At 49.0% G+C, this 15,774-nt stretch carries 13 protein-coding genes and 3 pseudogenes; 11 read left to right on the forward strand and 5 right to left on the reverse strand.

Translation table 11 applies throughout. From position 1 onward, the window contains the following. Together J7439_RS27560 and J7439_RS27250 are read left to right on the forward strand one after the other, a co-directional pair. Window positions 1-110, forward strand: a pseudogene (locus J7439_RS27560) (IS982 family transposase); the annotation flags it as partial. A gap of 15 nt (window positions 111-125) precedes the next feature. After that, window positions 126-293 (forward strand): annotated as a pseudogene (locus tag J7439_RS27250) (four helix bundle protein); the annotation flags it as partial. Window positions 294-345: 52 nt separating this feature from the next. On the opposite strand, the gene J7439_RS19995 reads toward J7439_RS27250, so the two are convergent. Next, entirely contained in the window at window positions 346-552 is a 207-nt protein-coding gene (locus J7439_RS19995; protein ID WP_286198452.1) for a PIN domain-containing protein, read from the reverse strand. Between the two features lies 1 nt (window position 553). Between J7439_RS19995 and cpsB the strand changes: the two are divergent. Further along, window positions 554-700, forward strand: a pseudogene (gene cpsB, locus J7439_RS20000) (mannose-1-phosphate guanylyltransferase/mannose-6-phosphate isomerase); the annotation flags it as partial. A 53-nt stretch (window positions 701-753) separates the two neighbouring features. On the opposite strand, the gene J7439_RS20005 reads toward cpsB, so the two are convergent. Continuing rightward, entirely contained in the window at window positions 754-1,188 is a 435-nt protein-coding gene (locus J7439_RS20005; protein WP_209203720.1) for a DUF29 domain-containing protein, read from the reverse strand. Window positions 1,189-1,341: 153 nt separating this feature from the next. Here J7439_RS20005 and J7439_RS20010 point away from each other — a divergent pair, with 153 nt between their 5' ends. After that, window positions 1,342-1,836, forward strand: coding sequence for a CvpA family protein (locus tag J7439_RS20010; RefSeq protein ID WP_209203721.1), 495 nt, complete (start codon window positions 1,342-1,344; stop codon window positions 1,834-1,836). 358 nt (window positions 1,837-2,194) lie between these two features. On the opposite strand, the gene J7439_RS20015 is transcribed toward J7439_RS20010, so the two are convergent. Together J7439_RS20015 and J7439_RS20020 are read right to left on the reverse strand one after the other, a co-directional pair. Continuing rightward, complete coding sequence (locus J7439_RS20015; RefSeq protein ID WP_209203722.1) at window positions 2,195-2,611, reverse strand: type II toxin-antitoxin system VapC family toxin; 417 nt, start codon at window positions 2,609-2,611, stop codon at window positions 2,195-2,197. Further along, on the reverse strand, window positions 2,608-2,979 hold the full coding sequence (locus J7439_RS20020; RefSeq protein WP_209203723.1) for a type II toxin-antitoxin system Phd/YefM family antitoxin: 372 nt from the start codon (window positions 2,977-2,979) through the stop codon (window positions 2,608-2,610). Before J7439_RS20020 ends, J7439_RS20015 begins: the two co-directional genes overlap by 4 nt. 239 nt (window positions 2,980-3,218) lie before the next feature. Here J7439_RS20020 and purF point away from each other — a divergent pair, with 239 nt between their 5' ends. The 3 genes from purF to J7439_RS20035 all read left to right on the forward strand — a co-directional run bounded on the left by purF (window position 3,219) and on the right by J7439_RS20035 (window position 9,472). Beyond that, the gene (purF, locus tag J7439_RS20025; RefSeq protein ID WP_209203725.1) at window positions 3,219-4,721 is read left to right on the forward strand and encodes an amidophosphoribosyltransferase; all 1,503 of its coding nucleotides are present in this window, start codon (window positions 3,219-3,221) and stop codon (window positions 4,719-4,721) included. 331 nt (window positions 4,722-5,052) lie between these two features. Continuing rightward, window positions 5,053-5,604, forward strand: a complete 552-nt coding sequence (locus J7439_RS20030; protein WP_209203727.1) for a hypothetical protein — start codon at window positions 5,053-5,055, stop codon at window positions 5,602-5,604. 679 nt (window positions 5,605-6,283) lie between these two features. Next, window positions 6,284-9,472 carry a hypothetical protein gene (locus J7439_RS20035; protein ID WP_209203729.1) on the forward strand — a complete coding sequence of 1,063 codons (3,189 nt, stop codon included), beginning with the start codon at window positions 6,284-6,286 and terminating at the stop codon, window positions 9,470-9,472. A gap of 141 nt (window positions 9,473-9,613) precedes the next feature. Here J7439_RS20035 and J7439_RS20040 read toward each other — a convergent pair whose 3' ends face one another. Beyond that, window positions 9,614-10,417: a 5'-3' exonuclease H3TH domain-containing protein gene (locus J7439_RS20040; protein WP_209203730.1), complete on the reverse strand. Its 804-nt coding sequence runs from the start codon at window positions 10,415-10,417 to the stop codon at window positions 9,614-9,616. A gap of 154 nt (window positions 10,418-10,571) precedes the next feature. Here J7439_RS20040 and J7439_RS20045 point away from each other — a divergent pair, with 154 nt between their 5' ends. Genes J7439_RS20045 through J7439_RS20060 form a run of 4 tightly spaced genes read left to right on the forward strand, consistent with a single transcriptional unit; the run spans window position 10,572 to window position 15,773 of the window. Continuing rightward, window positions 10,572-11,780: an O-succinylhomoserine sulfhydrylase gene (locus J7439_RS20045; protein ID WP_209203731.1), complete on the forward strand. Its 1,209-nt coding sequence runs from the start codon at window positions 10,572-10,574 to the stop codon at window positions 11,778-11,780. Window positions 11,781-11,840: 60 nt separating this feature from the next. Then, complete coding sequence (locus J7439_RS20050) at window positions 11,841-12,743, forward strand: AAA family ATPase (RefSeq protein WP_209203733.1); 903 nt, start codon at window positions 11,841-11,843, stop codon at window positions 12,741-12,743. Window positions 12,744-12,754: 11 nt separating this feature from the next. Beyond that, window positions 12,755-13,747: a DUF58 domain-containing protein gene (locus J7439_RS20055; protein ID WP_209203735.1), complete on the forward strand. Its 993-nt coding sequence runs from the start codon at window positions 12,755-12,757 to the stop codon at window positions 13,745-13,747. Further along, a complete protein-coding gene (locus tag J7439_RS20060; RefSeq protein ID WP_209203736.1) occupies window positions 13,740-15,773 on the forward strand; it encodes a transglutaminase TgpA family protein in 2,034 nt (677 codons plus the stop codon). The genes J7439_RS20055 and J7439_RS20060 overlap by 8 nt, the downstream gene beginning before the upstream one ends. Window position 15,774 lies beyond the last annotated feature (1 nt).

The raw sequence follows: 15,774 nt of genomic DNA on the forward strand, positions 1-15,774 counted from the left end.
TCAACTTTGCTGTAAATCTGATAGCTGGCCTCATAGCCTATACCAGACAACCCAGAAAGCCTCATATTGATGTTTCTGTACTAACAGAAGGTGTACCCATGGCTTTCTGAGCGTCGAACTCACGTTACTTACGCTTTCTGTATATTGCCAGAGGTTCACTTCGTGAATTGGAAACCCAGCGTATTATCTTAGGTGAGCTGGTTTTTCATCCATCTGGAACCATATCAGCGAAAGTCGATACGCTATTCAGAATGCTGTCAGGCTTAATCAGCGCCATCAAAAATACAAGATAACCATTCCCGGGAAACATGACCTCCACAGGAAAAACTGTTTCCAATTCCCAGCTCAAAACTCCCAGGGACTGAACAGTTTTGCCCCTGACTGTTCAAAGTCCCTGATGTTCCTGGTAACAACGGTCATTTGATGCATGATAGCGGTGGCGGCAATCATTGCGTCCCGCTCAGACTTCGGGCTTGGGATATGCAGCCGGTCATAGGTCAGGGCAATCGGGGTACCCAGTACCAAAATGCGCCTCTCAAAGGCGGGAAGCATTCATCAGTCCACTTATATTCCTGTTGGAGCGGTGCATCGACTGGAGAACCCGGGGAAATTTGACCTTGAATTGATCGAAGTGCAAAGTGGCGGGTATCTTGGTGAAGATGATATTGTACGTTTTGAGGATACCTGCGGAAGAGTTTGAGGTGATTTCATTGCATGAGTAACCCTCAGCTTAGTCATTGCCCTTAATGGTGGTCAGGGTTTGAAATCGGCATCGACCACCTCTTCAAATCGCCATGGGCACTGGTTCGGAAATGATGAGGCTGGTATCCCGGTTTCATCATGAGCATCTTCCACTGCATCTCCGTAGGCGAGAGGCAACATTTCAGGAATTTTTGATTTCAGGCCGGGGTTAGCCCTTAACAGTCGGCGTATCTGTTTTCTCTGTTCTTTGGTGGTGCTTTCCCAGCTATGGCCGGTGTGTCGTTTGTCTGGTTGGTATTGCCATTTCAGCAGGTGCATCAGCAGTACTGTCAGGCGGGATTGCAGTGCCCGGTAGTCACTTCGGCCCATGCCCTCGATTTCCTCAAGAATGTTATGAAGATCCAGTTCGGCTATCCGGCCACTGCGTATCAGTTCTGCCTGTTGCTGAGTCCAGCTGTAAAAGTCTGTCTGGTATAAATCCTTCATGGGGTGGGCTCCATTTTTTCTTGCAACTGGCTGCTGCGCTATCTTACTGTTGTTAAAGAAAGTATTTGCTCTGTGATTGATTAGCTGCAGAATTGGCATATTTAGACATTTTCCAGCATAGCATGGTTCCATTATTTGTTAAGGAGTTGGGTATTGACTTTCACCTGGATCGACTGGCTGATCGCCGGTATTGTTATCATCTCTGCGCTTATCAGTTTAAAACGCGGTTTTTTTAAAGAGGTTCTCTCCCTGTTGACCTGGCTGGCCGCTATTTTTGTTGCCTGGTCGTTTGGTGGTGCCCTGTCAGAGCGATTGACTGATTATATAGCCACTCCATCCGTTCGAGTAATGGCAGCCTGTGCCTTGCTGTTTGTGGCAACACTGATGGTGGGTGCGCTGGTTAATCGTATTATTGCTGAACTGGTTCAGGTGACGGGGCTGTCGGGTACTGACCGTATTCTGGGCATGGCGTTTGGTGGTTTGCGAGGCTGTTTGCTGGTGACGATTCTCGTTGGCCTGCTGACGCTGGCTCCCCTGGAGCAGGATCAGGCCTGGCAGCAGTCGGTGCTTTTACCCCATTTTATGCTGCTGGCTGACTGGTCCAAGCAGACGGTTGTTGATGTTATGGGGCCGTTGATGCAAAGCTGACGCCAGGAGGCTGTCCGAGAATAGACTACCCTACGCGGCAACTGCTCCTGCGTTGCCCTGGCTCCTGCATCCATGCAGTCGTGCGGTTGCGATAAATTGGTCTAAAAATTCTTGCTTCTTCGTCAAATAGCCCCGCTATTCTCCTCAGAATCAGAAATTTTTATCCTCAATTTCTCGCAATCCTCGCTACGGGCGCTATTCTCGGTCAGCCTCCTAGGAGGCTGTCCGAGAATAGGCTGCCCTACTGCGGTGGCAGAAAATTGGTCTAAAAAGTCGGAAATTTTTAGCAAATAGAACCACTATTCACTAAAAATTCCGACTTTTTATCCTCAATTTTCTGCCATCCTCGCTACGGGCGCTATTCTCGGACAGCCTCCTGGCTGATGGTTTTTACATGAGAATAAGTCAGTATCTTCTCATCGGCAGTGACCAGTGGTGCGGCTAATGATCTGGATAGCGCGACAATAATCCGGTCTGCCGGGTCTTTATGGAACTGGCCAGGTAATCGAGTGGATTCAATGGCCACCTTATTGCTTAAGGGTTCGAAATGCAGTGAATCCACTTGCTGCGCAAATCCCAGCCAGGAGTCCAGATCCATGGTCAGATTCAGACGACCTCTGTTGACCAGCATGGCGATCTCCCAGCTGGTGATGGTGGATACTATCAGGCAACCGTTGTTTTTCTGTTCCTGTTCAATGGCATTGCGTGCGGCTGTACTGAGTTTATGGCAGCCGGACAGCCACCAGATCAGGATATGGGTGTCAAGGACAATCAATGGTTGGCCTCCCAGTCTTCATCGGCAACGGGGGCGGTTGGGTCATCATAGAAAAGTACCGATCCTTGCAGGGTTTCCATGGGTGTTTTTGATGCCCTGTTGCATGGCTCTGAGATTCCTGAATAAGAGCTGTCATTAACTTCGGCAAAGGTATCGGTAATGCTCTTATCGTAAGCTACCTTCCCCTTTAATAAACCATGCCCCTTGTTATCTCCAGCTGTTGTATAAGGCACCAGCCGCATGACCGGCTTTTTACGCTGGGTAATGATAATGTCGGCATTTTCTTCCAGAGCCAGGCGCACTAATTCCGAGAGCCTGGTTTTCGCTTCATGCATACCAACGGTTACCTGGTTTGATTCTTTCGTCATGGTGAGTGTTTCTAGCTAATTAAACTAGTTTAAACATAGTTACTTGACCCGTATTGTGCAAAAACTTTTTCGCAGTTTGCTGATCTTAAGGTAAGTTGTGGTTTTCGTAATCCACTGATTTAGCGTATTATCTCAGGCTCTCCGTTATCAGGGATAAACGGGTTTAAAGTGATTGAACAGGCAATTTTAATCATTAGTTCCGATAACGATATTAGCTGATCAATCCTGAGGATGAGTGCATGTGTGGAATTGTCGGTATTTCGGCAACGGTGAATGTTAACCAGCTGTTGTTCGATGCGCTGACTGTGCTGCAACACAGGGGGCAGGACGCTGCGGGGATGGTGACTCTTGATGAAGGTCGCTTTTTCCTGCGTAAAGATAACGGGCTGGTGAAGGATGTATTTCGTACCCGTCATATGAAGCGGCTTAATGGCTGCTCCGGCCTTGGGCATGTTCGATACCCGACGGCTGGCACTTCCAGTTCAGCAGAAGCCCAGCCATTTTATGTTAACTCGCCTTATGGCATCGCTTTAGCCCATAACGGCAATCTGACCAATGCGGATGATATCAAACAGTCGTTGTTTGAAAGTGACCTCCGCCACATTAATACCCACTCCGACTCTGAAATCCTGCTGAATGTTTTTGCCCATGAACTGGCAAAAGAGGGTAAGCATAAACCGCTGGCAGAAGATATTTTTAACGCAGTAACCGGTGTTTACCAGCGCTGTGAAGGTGGCTTTGCTGTAGTGGCCCTGATTAATGGTCATGGCATGGTCGGTTTCCGGGACCCCCATGGCATTCGGCCGCTGGTCTATGGTAAGCGGGAAACCGGGAACGGTACTGAGTATATGCTGGCCTCAGAATCGGTGGCCCTTGATGCCCTCGACTTTGAGCTGGTGGGGGATGTTGCTCCGGGAGAAGCCATTTATATTGATGAGCAGCGTCAGCTCCATACTTTCCAGTGTGTGCCCGGTAAACTGACTCCCTGCATGTTTGAGTACGTGTATCTGGCCCGCCCGGATTCCAGTCTGGATGGCATTTATGTCTACCAGTCCCGCCTGCGTATGGGGCAGACGCTGGCCAATAAAATCCTCCGGGAATGGCCTGATCATGATATTGATGTGGTGATGCCCATTCCGGATACCAGCCGAAACTCTGCCCTGGAGATGGCAACCCGCCTGGGCCTGCCTTATCGGGAAGGTTTTGTTAAGAATCGTTATATTGGCCGGACCTTTATCATGCCCGGCCAGGCCATTCGCAAGAAGTCTGTGCGGCAGAAGCTAAATGCCATTCATCAGGAGTTTGCCGGTAAGAATGTGCTGCTGGTGGATGATTCCATTGTCCGTGGCACCACCTGTGAGCAGATTATTGAGATGGCCAGGGATGCCGGGGCCAAAAAGGTGTATTTCTGTTCAGCGGCTCCTGCCATTCGTTATCCCAATGTCTACGGCATCGATATGCCGACCCGGGAAGAGCTGATTGCCCATGGTCGTACGGATCAGGAGGTTTGTGAACTGATCGGTGCCGATAAACTGATTTTCCAGGATCTGGATGATCTGAAGAAAGCGGTATCTTCTCTCAACCAGGCCATTGACGATTTCGATTGCTCCGTGTTTGATGGTCGTTATGTGGCCGGTAATATTGATGATGATTATCTGGAGCAGCTGGCTTCCAGCCGGAATGATGATAGTCGTCAGGCTGAGAGTGATATTATTGATCTTCATAACGAAGGGGATCTCTGACTTGTTATGCTTATCTCCCGGGGTTGTTCTAAAGCCTTGGAGGACTCGTTCCCATGCTCTGCGTGGGAATGCATAGTGCGTGGGATCAGCGGTGTATATCTTGCGGGTGAAAGACCCGCTATGGAAGAAGAACCAGTTTTACCGGCTGGGAACTTAACCTGCCGGATTTCGTGCGGTGGTTGTCTTGGTAACCAGGGCATACGGGTATTAGCGGATTCTATAAATAGCGTTACCCCACCCATTGTGTTGACAATAACGATCAGTTGAATCAACTCTATATAAATGATTTTGGTAACTTCCATTTGCCAATTTTCCTAAATCTGCTTTTGCCATGATGCATCAAAAGTGTGATTCGCTGTTAGCATTCGATCTAGACGAAGTATGCTGTCATAATCTCGAAAAACTTTATCATGTCAAGGATGGTATTGTACCTTCTGACACAAGAATGAGGGAAGTTGTTGATCCTGCCGAGCATAAGACATCCTTCAAGAAACTACTCAATATTGTTCAGCGTAATGGTGCCCTGAAAGGTTTTCAATTTAAATGCGGCAAGCTAAAAGACCATTATCTCCTTCCTGTTGATGGTACCGGTCTTTTTTATTCAGGAACCTGTCGTTGTAATGACTGTTGCATCATGAATGAAGGCAAAAAGAATGAAGCTTATTATCACAATATTATGGGTGGGTGTATTGTCCACCCAAACCAGAAAACGGTGCTTCCTTTAGCACCCGAAGCCATTTGCAAACAAGATGGCACGGGAAAAATGATTGTGAAAAAGCGGCTATGCGACGTTTTTTGGCTCAGGCAAAACACGTCCATCAGCAACTACATCTGGTCATTCTTCTTGACGGCTTATACGCTGATAACCCCACCGTTGCTCTGATCAAGAAGTATGGCTGGCACTATATTATCGTTGCAAAAGATGGTAACCATGAGTCGCTTATTGAGGCCATGAATGAGCTTTATGATCAGGGTGAAGTTAAGCACCATACCATCGTTGATAAAGAGAAAAATACAACTCATAGATTTCGTTATGCTAACAATGTAACCCTAAATTTCAAAAAGCTTTAAATAAACCAGCAAAGCCAACACGAAAGCGATTATGGAAAAAAATACCCAGTTTGTTTCTTACCTTGATGATTGATAGTTGGGATGCTTTGTTTAAAGCAATTGCGCACGGATCCAAAGCCCAGAAACTGGAATTTGATACTTCATAACATTAAAAGATAGCCAAGGTTTCAGGGTTAGAGATAGAGGTTTTCCTCCAGCTAAAGTAGCTGAAGGCTTTCTTTTTCTGTGAATATTATGAGTGCTTCTATGTATCTGCTATAGAAATTGTCGTGTGTAATCATCGGGAGTGGCTGCCTCAAAACCCAGCGAATTAATTATGTCAAACGTGCAGGCAAGGTTCGCAGCTGAAAATATTGACAGTCTGGCCATGAAAACAACAGAACTGACTATTGAGGCGATTCGCAATAAGCCTATCCTGAGTGATGTACTGATTTAAAGAGGGATATAGCACTTAGCGAGTAATAGAAAAATCATATAGAAAGGGGTTAAAGTTGAATAGTGTTGGAAACAAAGGCGATATACGTCCCGAAACTGATAGCTCTTCGTCAACAAAAACCAGTTTCAAATCTAATAGCTATAGTTGGTCAGCTTCAACAACAAAGTTTGACACCCAGCCGGTAACGGCTTTTGGCCATCGGACAGTCTGCGAATCGACCAGCAAGCTGCTGTCTCCTCACCCCAGAGAGTCTGAGCGACAAGAGCTACTTCGGGTCGCTGAGAGTGGGCACCTGGCGTTTCGGCGAATTGAAGTGCATGTAGAAGAAGATTACTTCACTACCAAACGTGCACCAAGACCTTTCAGTCTGGCTCTGCCGGGGGAGATGATACCCGTCAAGCCAGTGCCAGAAGCGTTAGGCAGGTACATAGTAGGTATCAGCGATCCGCAATGCCTGTTCGTCTACAAACGTGATCCACGGACTGAGCGTTTGCTGGAGGAGCCAGACATGACTCCGGATACACTGCCAAAAAAACTATTATCAGATCTGCAGTCATTGCACGACAAACGTCGCGAGAATGCCAATCGAGTCAACTGGAGACTCTATCCTGATTGTTTCACCTCTGGACACATTCGAGAAGATGGGACGTTCAGTTTACCTAAATTGAAAGACGGCGAATATAATCCCATATATGATTTCCCGGAACTGATGCTCATTAACTACAGCAAGAAAGACATCCTATGTTTCTTTGTATACAAGGATAAAGAGACCAATATTTCTGATATCCTGCAGTATAAGCACCGTTGTGAAGAGGTATTGAGTCTTGAATCCTTACCTTTGGTTGTTTATTGCCATCGCACAGGCTCTGTGGAGGTCTGTTTTGATGATGAGCTGGACAGTGAACACCTGGCCAATAATGAGCGTTCTCTGGATGAGTTTGCGTTCTCACAGAGCATAGACCTGGATAATTTCAGAGCCCTGTTAAACATGCTGCCAATGCCTTTACGGGCCCAGGCGCTGAGTTCAAAATTAACCGTCCCACCCGATGTTATGCACAAATTGCAACAGGCTATAGAGCTGGTGAGTGATCCCTGTTGTTACAGCTATGAAAGGCTTCTGGAATTGAAACAGGGTGGATTGCCCATTGACCAGCGTTTTTTTTATAACGAGGCTGTTAAATCTTTGCTTGATATTCTCCTGGATACCGAAGTATTCAGACACAACGGGTCCCTGGATTTTGGAAGTACGAGAGAGGATGTGCTTAAGGGACAGCCAATTCGGGTTCAGCAGGGGGAAGAAGCTTACCGATTATTTCAGCTGCTTTTGCAAAGCGGGGCAAGGCTGACTCAATGGGGCCTGAGCCGCATCGACGGTATGGAACGGTTTTTGGAATATGTATTGCCAGTGGGCATATTCAATTGTTTAGTGGCTGCCTCTGCTCCATTTGAGTTCCTGACCCTGCAACATCTCAGACAACTACCTTTGACCGGCTGCCCGGGAAGCGTCTTTGAATTTGACCGTATCTGCCGGAGCAACAGTCCAGTGCAACAGCAGGAATGTCTGAAAGGGATATTACATTATGCGGTCACTCTGCCGAATCCAACCCTCGAACATATTCAGTCCAACTTATTGGCTCTTTTTCATTACCAGGTTTCCCTGGAAAAAGACGTTCTGGATAGTCTTGAATTCCGCCTGAAGAGGTATCATTGCCGGAATGGCAAAAAGGTCATTGATGATCTCTCCGTAGATGATTATATTCACTGGCTTGAAGAACTGTACAAGCAACGAAAAACGCATCCTTTCTACCAGAATTGGCCAGAACATGTCCGTCAGGCTCAGCAGGAAATAACAGAACTGAAACAATCTCTCGGTGTGGACGATTCTGTCACATTGGCGACACCCCTGGCAGCCGGAACACCAACGGCGTTGCAGTTTCTGGTGGACGCCTTCAGTAAACCCCCGGTCCTGCCTGATAATGCCGGCGATAATGAAAAAACCATCCTGAAGGTATTGCAGCATTATTACCGCCGTCCGGGGCCGGAACGGGTGATCAAGAGTCTTGGCAGACAAACCATGCCAACACAATGGAAACTGCAACACAGCTGCAGTCATGTCCTGCGGGCCAGGAATAACGGACACTGGTATATGGAATTGCTGGAGAAATTTAAGCAGTGTTCCCTGAGCAAAAAAGAAAAAGAACTCCTGTCTCTGGCGATTATCTACCATGATGCGGCTGCCGAAGATGTCGACAAATCAGAGGAAGAAACAAGATCGGCTTATTATTTCAAAAGAGACTTGGCAGGATACTACCCCGAACAGCTGCTGGAAGATATGGCATTGGCAATGATCAACAAGGAAAAAGATGTCGATGGTAGCGATGAGCCGAACCTGTCTGAGTCTGTGCGCTGGTATCTGCGCATATTACGCTTTGCGGATCGAATGGATATTATCCGTTGCTGCGGGGTTGGGGCTGATTTTCCCAGGATGATGGAGACTCAACCCTGGGGTTTTGATGCTACACGTCTTGACCTGCCAACGCAGTTACCCTGGGATTTTCGCTCAGGCTCTGGCAACCAGACTGAATTCCAACGTCATCTGGAAGCCGCCATGCACGGTGCAGCTGATCTGTCGCGGATAACCGGGCAACTTCAGGATCAGCGCAAAAAAAACTACGCCCTGATCTACGGTCTCAACGACAATGGCGCAAAGATCTCTGAAAACTTTGAATGGACAACTGAGCCGGTGCGGAGAATGAACCAGTTTATTGACGACAATGTTCGTCGCAAAATGGCTCAGGAGGCCGGAATTATTGTCTGTTCAGACCCCAGTCACAAAACCTGCAAGGCTGATCAGAACAAAGGGATCACTTATGGTATTCATAACAGCTGGTATGATCTGGCGCAGGTGGCGATTCCAACCGGAATGACACTGCTGGAAAAGATGCAGTACCAACATGACCCATCGCTGCTGAGCCCGGCAACACAACAGGCACTGAAGCAAGAGGTGCAGCGACTGAAGAGCAAAGGTATACGGATGAATACGGGCACCTTGAAGCAGGAAACACTGGCTTCGAAGAAAGCCCGAAAAGTGCTGAAACAGCAGGGTATTGCCGTGGTCAGGGAGAAGCATCGCTACTTCACCAACGATGACCTCCCGAGAGAACGGAAAATGCTGGTGCCAAAGAAAATAGCGCAGCTTGATGCTCAGAGCGCGTCGGCAGAGTGGGCCTGTAAAATCCTTTGATCTGGCTATGAAATGCAACTTCAGACAGCAGCAACCTGACGGAACTTTTCGCCAGCCAGTTACTCTAAAAAATATAACCCTTCGTCTCTCCAGTTCCATTTTTCCGGGTTTCGCGACAGCGTCGGGACCCGGTGTGGTCACCTATCCCTGAGTTGTCTCCTGGTATCGAAGGTCTTTTAAGCTCAACCCTAACGCCACATCATATTGTAACGTTGCCAAACGTACCGATAGCTCCGCTTGTTCCCTCTGCGCCAACACCTTTTTCAAAGCTCCTTTCACCTTTTCCCCATGTGCCACTTCAGGTTCGAATATCGCTCGTAAACTGCCAAACCGGTTAAGTAGCTCCGTCGCACCTTTCTTTCCTACGCCTTCCACACCGGGAACATCTCCAACGCCTGCAATACCCCAGTAGTCCAGTAACTGTTCAGGGGGCATTCCATACTCTGTGCACACAGAGGCACTGTCAAAATTCTCTTTCTGGAAATGATCCCGCTGTATGACCAGTGACGAATGGAGCAGCTGGCGGTAAGCCTTATCCGTTGACAGAATCACCGTTTTAACATTGGCGGCAATGGCCTTGTGGGTAATGGCACCAATCACATCGTCAGCTTCTATACCGTTACGACGAAATGTCATTAATCCCATCTCGCGGAAAGCATTATTGAATTCAACCAGCCTCTGTCGTAAGACCATCGGCATCGGCTTACGTTGCGCTTTATACCCCGGCAGAAGCTGATGTCGCCAGGTAGGAGGGTCGCCATCAAAGACCATCAGAATATGGCTTGGGTTGCACTCTTTGATGGCTCTTTGCACGGATGACAGTGTTGCAGATAATGCCCCATCCACCTGTTGGTTTTCATCGGCCTGAGGCTCCCTTGAGGGGATGGCCGCATGGATGCGACGTATCAGGTTCAGAGCATCAATCAGAAGCAGTGTTGGTGCCATATTATCGGTTGATTCCAGCGGTGAGTATTTACGTTTGACAATGATAACGGAAATTTGCTCAAAGCAGGCTGTGGATTTGTTCTGTGTTCTGGTATGTTAACGTACTGGCACAGGTATAAATTACAAAAAAATACGCGGTAATTCAGGAAGTTCCATGAATGATCATGATTTGACTGAGGCTTTGGCATTTGCAACTCAGTCCATCCGGGCAGGTTCGTTTCGCAGTGATCAGCGTGAGCACAGTGAAGCCATCTATCTGAGTTCAAGTTTTGTTTATGACAGTGCTGCCCATGCTCAGGCAGTTTTTGCCGGGGATGAACCGGGTAACGTCTATTCCCGCTATACCAACCCTTCAGTCCAGATGCTGGAAGAGCGCATGGCGGTGCTGGAAGGCAGTGAGATTGAAGACGACATTACCGCCTGTGCCACGGCTTCTGGCATGGCCGCTATTCTTGGCACCTGTATGTCGCTGCTGAAAAGTGGTGATCATGTCGTTTGTTCCCGCAATGTATTTGGCACAACATTCACTGTCTTTGCCCGGTATTTTGCCAAGTTCGGTGTGCGAACCACATTTGTTGATCTGGTGGACTATCAACAGTGGCAAGAGGCGATGACACCACAAACCCGTCTTCTATTTCTGGAAACCCCTTCTAATCCATTGAGTGATGTGGCTGATCTTGAACGGCTGGCGGATATTGCCCACAGTAACGACGCCCTGCTTATGGTGGATAACTGCTTCTGTACTCCAGCCCTGCAACGTCCACTCTCTTTTGGTGCGGATCTGGTGGTGCATTCGGCCACAAAATACATTGATGGTCAGGGACGTTGCCTTGGAGGCATGGTGGTTGGCAGGAAACAGCTTGTGGATGAAGTTCACTTATGGCAGCGGTCAGCAGGGGCAACCATGAGTCCGTTCAATGCCTGGGTGTTTTATAAAGGGTTGGAGACGCTCTCTGTTCGTATGGAGGCTCATTGCCGAAATGCTTCCGAGCTGGCGGCCTGGCTCAGTCAGCATCCGGCTGTGGAGTGTGTCCATTATTCCGGACTGAGCTCTCACCCGGGCCATGAACTGGCCAAAAAACAGCAGAAAGGTTTTGGTGGCGTGCTGGCCTTTGAAGTGAGCGGTGGTCGGGAGTCAGCCTGGAAAGTGATTGACAGTGTTCAGATTATGTCCCGTACCGCCAATTTGGGGGATACCCGGACCACCATCACCCATCCGGCAACAACGACACATTGTCGTTTGTCCGATGAAGACAAAATAAAGTCAGGCATTACAGAAAGTCTGGTTCGTATTGCCGTTGGTCTTGAGAATATTGACGACCTGAAAACCGATCTGGAAAAGGGACTCAGGCAGTTGTGGTAAGCCCAGTGTTACTGTCCAGGGATGGCGCTCTTAATAAGAACAAAGCTGGAATCATGATTTATGAACTCAACGCTGCAGAACTCTCTGGACGCGCTGTCTGGTGTTATTCGGGGGAAAGACCGGGAACTTCGGTTGGCACTGTGCTGCATGTTAGCCCGGGGGCATCTGTTAATCGAAGATTTGCCTGGTATGGGGAAAACCGCACTGGCATTGTCACTGGCCCGATTGCTGGGGTTGGAGTATCAACGAATCCAGTTTACCAGTGACCTGTTGCCGGCCGATATTCTGGGCGTTTCTATTTTTGATCGGGCATCATCTGAATTTCAGTTCAAACCAGGCCCTGTGTTTTCCCAGCTGCTGCTGGCGGATGAAATTAACCGCGCTTCACCCCGAACCCAGAGCGCACTTCTTGAAGCCATGGAAGAACGACAGGTGACCATAGAAGGGCAGGGCAGATCGCTGCCTGAGCCGTTTGTGGTGATTGCCACTCAGAATCCGTTGACACAACAGGGAACATTTCCACTGCCTGAATCGCAGATGGATCGCTTTTTGATGTGTATTCCCATGGGGTATCCGGATACCGACTCAGAAAAAGCCATTCTCCGGGGCGAGGCCGGGCGATTTCTTGTCAGTCAGCTGGGGCAGTCAGTGACACCGAAACAATTTTTGTTGATGCAGCAGGAAGTCAATAACGTCCACGCCAGTGATCTCTTACTGGATTATGTACTTCGATTACTGAAGGCCACCCGTGAAGAGGGGTATTTTGCCGTTGGTTTATCGCCAAGGGCGGGTTTGGCACTGTTGCAGGCAGCCCGGGCATGGGCCTATATAGACGGCAGGGACTACCTGATTCCGGAAGATATTCAGGCTGTGTTTGTTCCGGTTGCCACGCACCGGCTGACCATGCAGAAACAGGGTATATCGCCCGGTGAACTCCTTGCCCGCATTAATGCCATGGCTTGAGTGGTTCATCAATGAAAGACTCACTTGTTACTGCATCCCGGCGTCGGCTGAACCAGCGTTTTCAGCAGTGGGCTGATCAGCGCACACCCAGAGCAACCAGAATTCAGCTTAACCAGCGTCGTATTTATATTGTACCGACAGGCTCGGGATTTTTCTGGCTTTCCATGGTGCTGGTGATTTTTCTGGTGGCGGTTAATTACCGTAATTCTCTGGCTTATGGTCTCTGCTTCTTTATGCTGAGCCTGTTTTTATTGGCCATTATTCATACGTGGCGTAATCTGGCCGGCATTACCCTGGTGGCCAAGAGGGCAGAATCCGGATTTGCCGGTGAGCTGATACCGGTATCGATAGAATGTCTCAGTGAACGGCGGCCGCGTTATTCTATTGCCATTGGCTGGCCAGATACCGAATCCATTGTCGTTAGTTTTGACAGCGATCGTGAGCAGGGTTTGCTTGCTCAGGCTGGATCACGGGGATGGTTTCGGCCCGGGCGACTGCGTATAGAAAGTATTTACCCTTTGGGATTATGTCGGGCATGGAGCTGGGTTCGTCTGGATTTTAACTCGTTGGTTTATCCGGCTCCGGATGACCGATACCCGTTACCGGAGAATGAGACTATAGACGATGGTGAGCGGTCATTGACGACGTCAGGTTTTGAAGAGTTTGCCGGATTCAGAACTTATCAGCAGACAGATACCCCTGCCCATGTTTTCTGGAAAGGCTATGCACGAACAGGAGAGCTGCTGACCAAGCAGTTTGATCAACCATCAGGCCGTGAACTCTGGTTTTCCCTGGACCAGGTGCCGGAAGGAGATCTTGAGCAAAGACTTTCGGTTCTGACTGCCTGGTGCCTGCAGTGTGATAGGCAACAATATGCCTATGGTCTGGCACTGGCAGGGCAGCAACTGGCACCATCAACCGGTGAGGTGCATTTAAAGCAGTGCCTGGAAATGCTGGCGTTGTATGAGCTGGATCAGGGTATGGCTGGAGGAGTAAATGGATAGCCCGGCTGTTTCCCGTTATGCCACGCTCTGGCTTCTGGTGGCACAGGTTATGGTGGCATTGCCGGTGCTTGAGGTTCTGCCCATTGTGGTGCTTCCTTTACTGGTGCTTACCCTGATGTGGCGTGCACTGATCTGGTTTGGCAGAGGCTCCTGGCCCTCAGATCTGTTAAGACGTCTTTTGGTCGCTCTTTCACTGGTCCTCATCATCACGTCCTCTGGTTGGCAATTTTCACTGGAATTGGCCGTGACCTTTCTGGTGACCGGTTACGCGTTGAAAATGCTGGAGATGAAAACCCGCAGGGATGCGTTGGTGATCGCCTATATCGGCTTTTTTGTGGTGGGGGCCGGGGTGATTTATTCCCAGTCCCTGATGCAGGCATTATATCAGTTACTGTGCCTGGGTGTGTTAGTCGCAGCGATTCATGCGATGTATTCGCCAACACAAAGCGCTTCGGCAAGTTTATCCATAAAAGGCAGTCTTCGTTTTACCGGCCTTATTCTGCTGCAAGCCCTGCCTTTAACGTTGGCTCTGTTTATTTTTGTTCCCCGTCTTGGTCCATTATGGGCAGTGCCCTGGCCTGAAGGAGAGGCTAAAACCGGATTGTCTGACACGATGCAGCCAGGTGATGTGGCAAGGCTCAGCCAGTCTTATGAGTTGGCTTTTCGGGCTCAGTTTACCGGTTCTGTACCACCGGCCAGTGAACGTTATTGGAGAACGCTGGTTCTTGATCAATACGATGGTGAGCGGTGGTGGCAAAGTGACCTGATACGTTTATTGAACCAGTTTCCGGGAGAAATCGATGATGAGCGAGACTGGCAGGGTAGATTGCCAGTGATTGATGGCTGGTGGCAGGTTCAGCCAGGGCAGTATAACTATGAGGTGTTATTGGAGCCCAATGGTCGACAGTGGCTTCCTGTTCTCGGGATGGCCGCTTTATCGGTGCCGGAAACAACGGTTTTGAGAACCTTACGACTGGAAGCAGATAAGCCTGTTTTTGAACGACGCTTGTATCAGCCTGCGCAACAGAGCGTGGTTGCACAGACGATTACCATGCCTTCCTGGTTGCTGGCTCTCAATAAGTCATTGCCTGACAATGGCAACGCCCAGAGTCGTATTTTGGCGCAACAGTTGTTTGCTGAGTCTGGTCGGGATCCGGTTACCATGGGACGGCGGGTAATGGACTATTTCAATCAGGAGCCTTTTTACTACACACTGTCGCCACCGTTGATGGAGCAGAATGAGGTCGATCAATTCCTGTTTGTCCACCGCAAAGGGTTTTGCGAGCACTATGCCAGCAGTTTTGTGTTTATGATGCGCTCGGTGGGGATACCAGCACGGATAGTAACAGGCTACCTGGGAGGAGAGTTTTTACCCGAAGAAAAGGTGATCAGAGTCCTTCAGCGAGATGCCCATGCCTGGGCGGAGATTTGGGTTGAAGGGCAGGGGTGGATTCGATTTGACCCCACCGCAGCGGTAGCGCCGGAGCGCATTGATCTTGGCATTGATCACATGATTGAGCAGGGTGGATTGCTGCAGGGGCAGATCCCTTTGGCTTATCGTTTGGGTCAAACAGGCTTTTTCAAGTCGGTTCGACAGGGCTGGGAGCGACTTGAATACCGCTGGCAGAAGACCGTGGTACAGTACCAGCAGGAAAAACAGCAGTCTTTTATGAAGGAGTTGTTTGGTACTTCATCCTTTTACTGGCAGCAGATCGGTGTGCTTGGTGCATTGTTAGCGCTGTTTCTTATGCTCTTTGGGGTCTTTGCTCTCTTTCATAGGCCAGCGCTCAATCCTCATCAAAAGCTCTGGTTACGACTGGAACGTAAGCTGGTTGCCAGGGGCTTTGAGCGCCAGGTAGGGGAAGGGCCAAAAGATTTTGCATTGAGAGTAAACGCTGAAAATGATGCCTTGGGTGCGCAACTGTTATCGATTGTGGATCTCTATATTCGGTCGGTATACTCGGGACGAGTGAAAGTGGACAAACCGTTGCTTGATCAGTTGAGCAAAATGATCAAGCAACTGTAAG

The organism is Salinisphaera sp. G21_0 (assembly GCF_017744115.1).
GTDB lineage: Bacteria > Pseudomonadota > Gammaproteobacteria > Pseudomonadales > Endozoicomonadaceae > Endozoicomonas.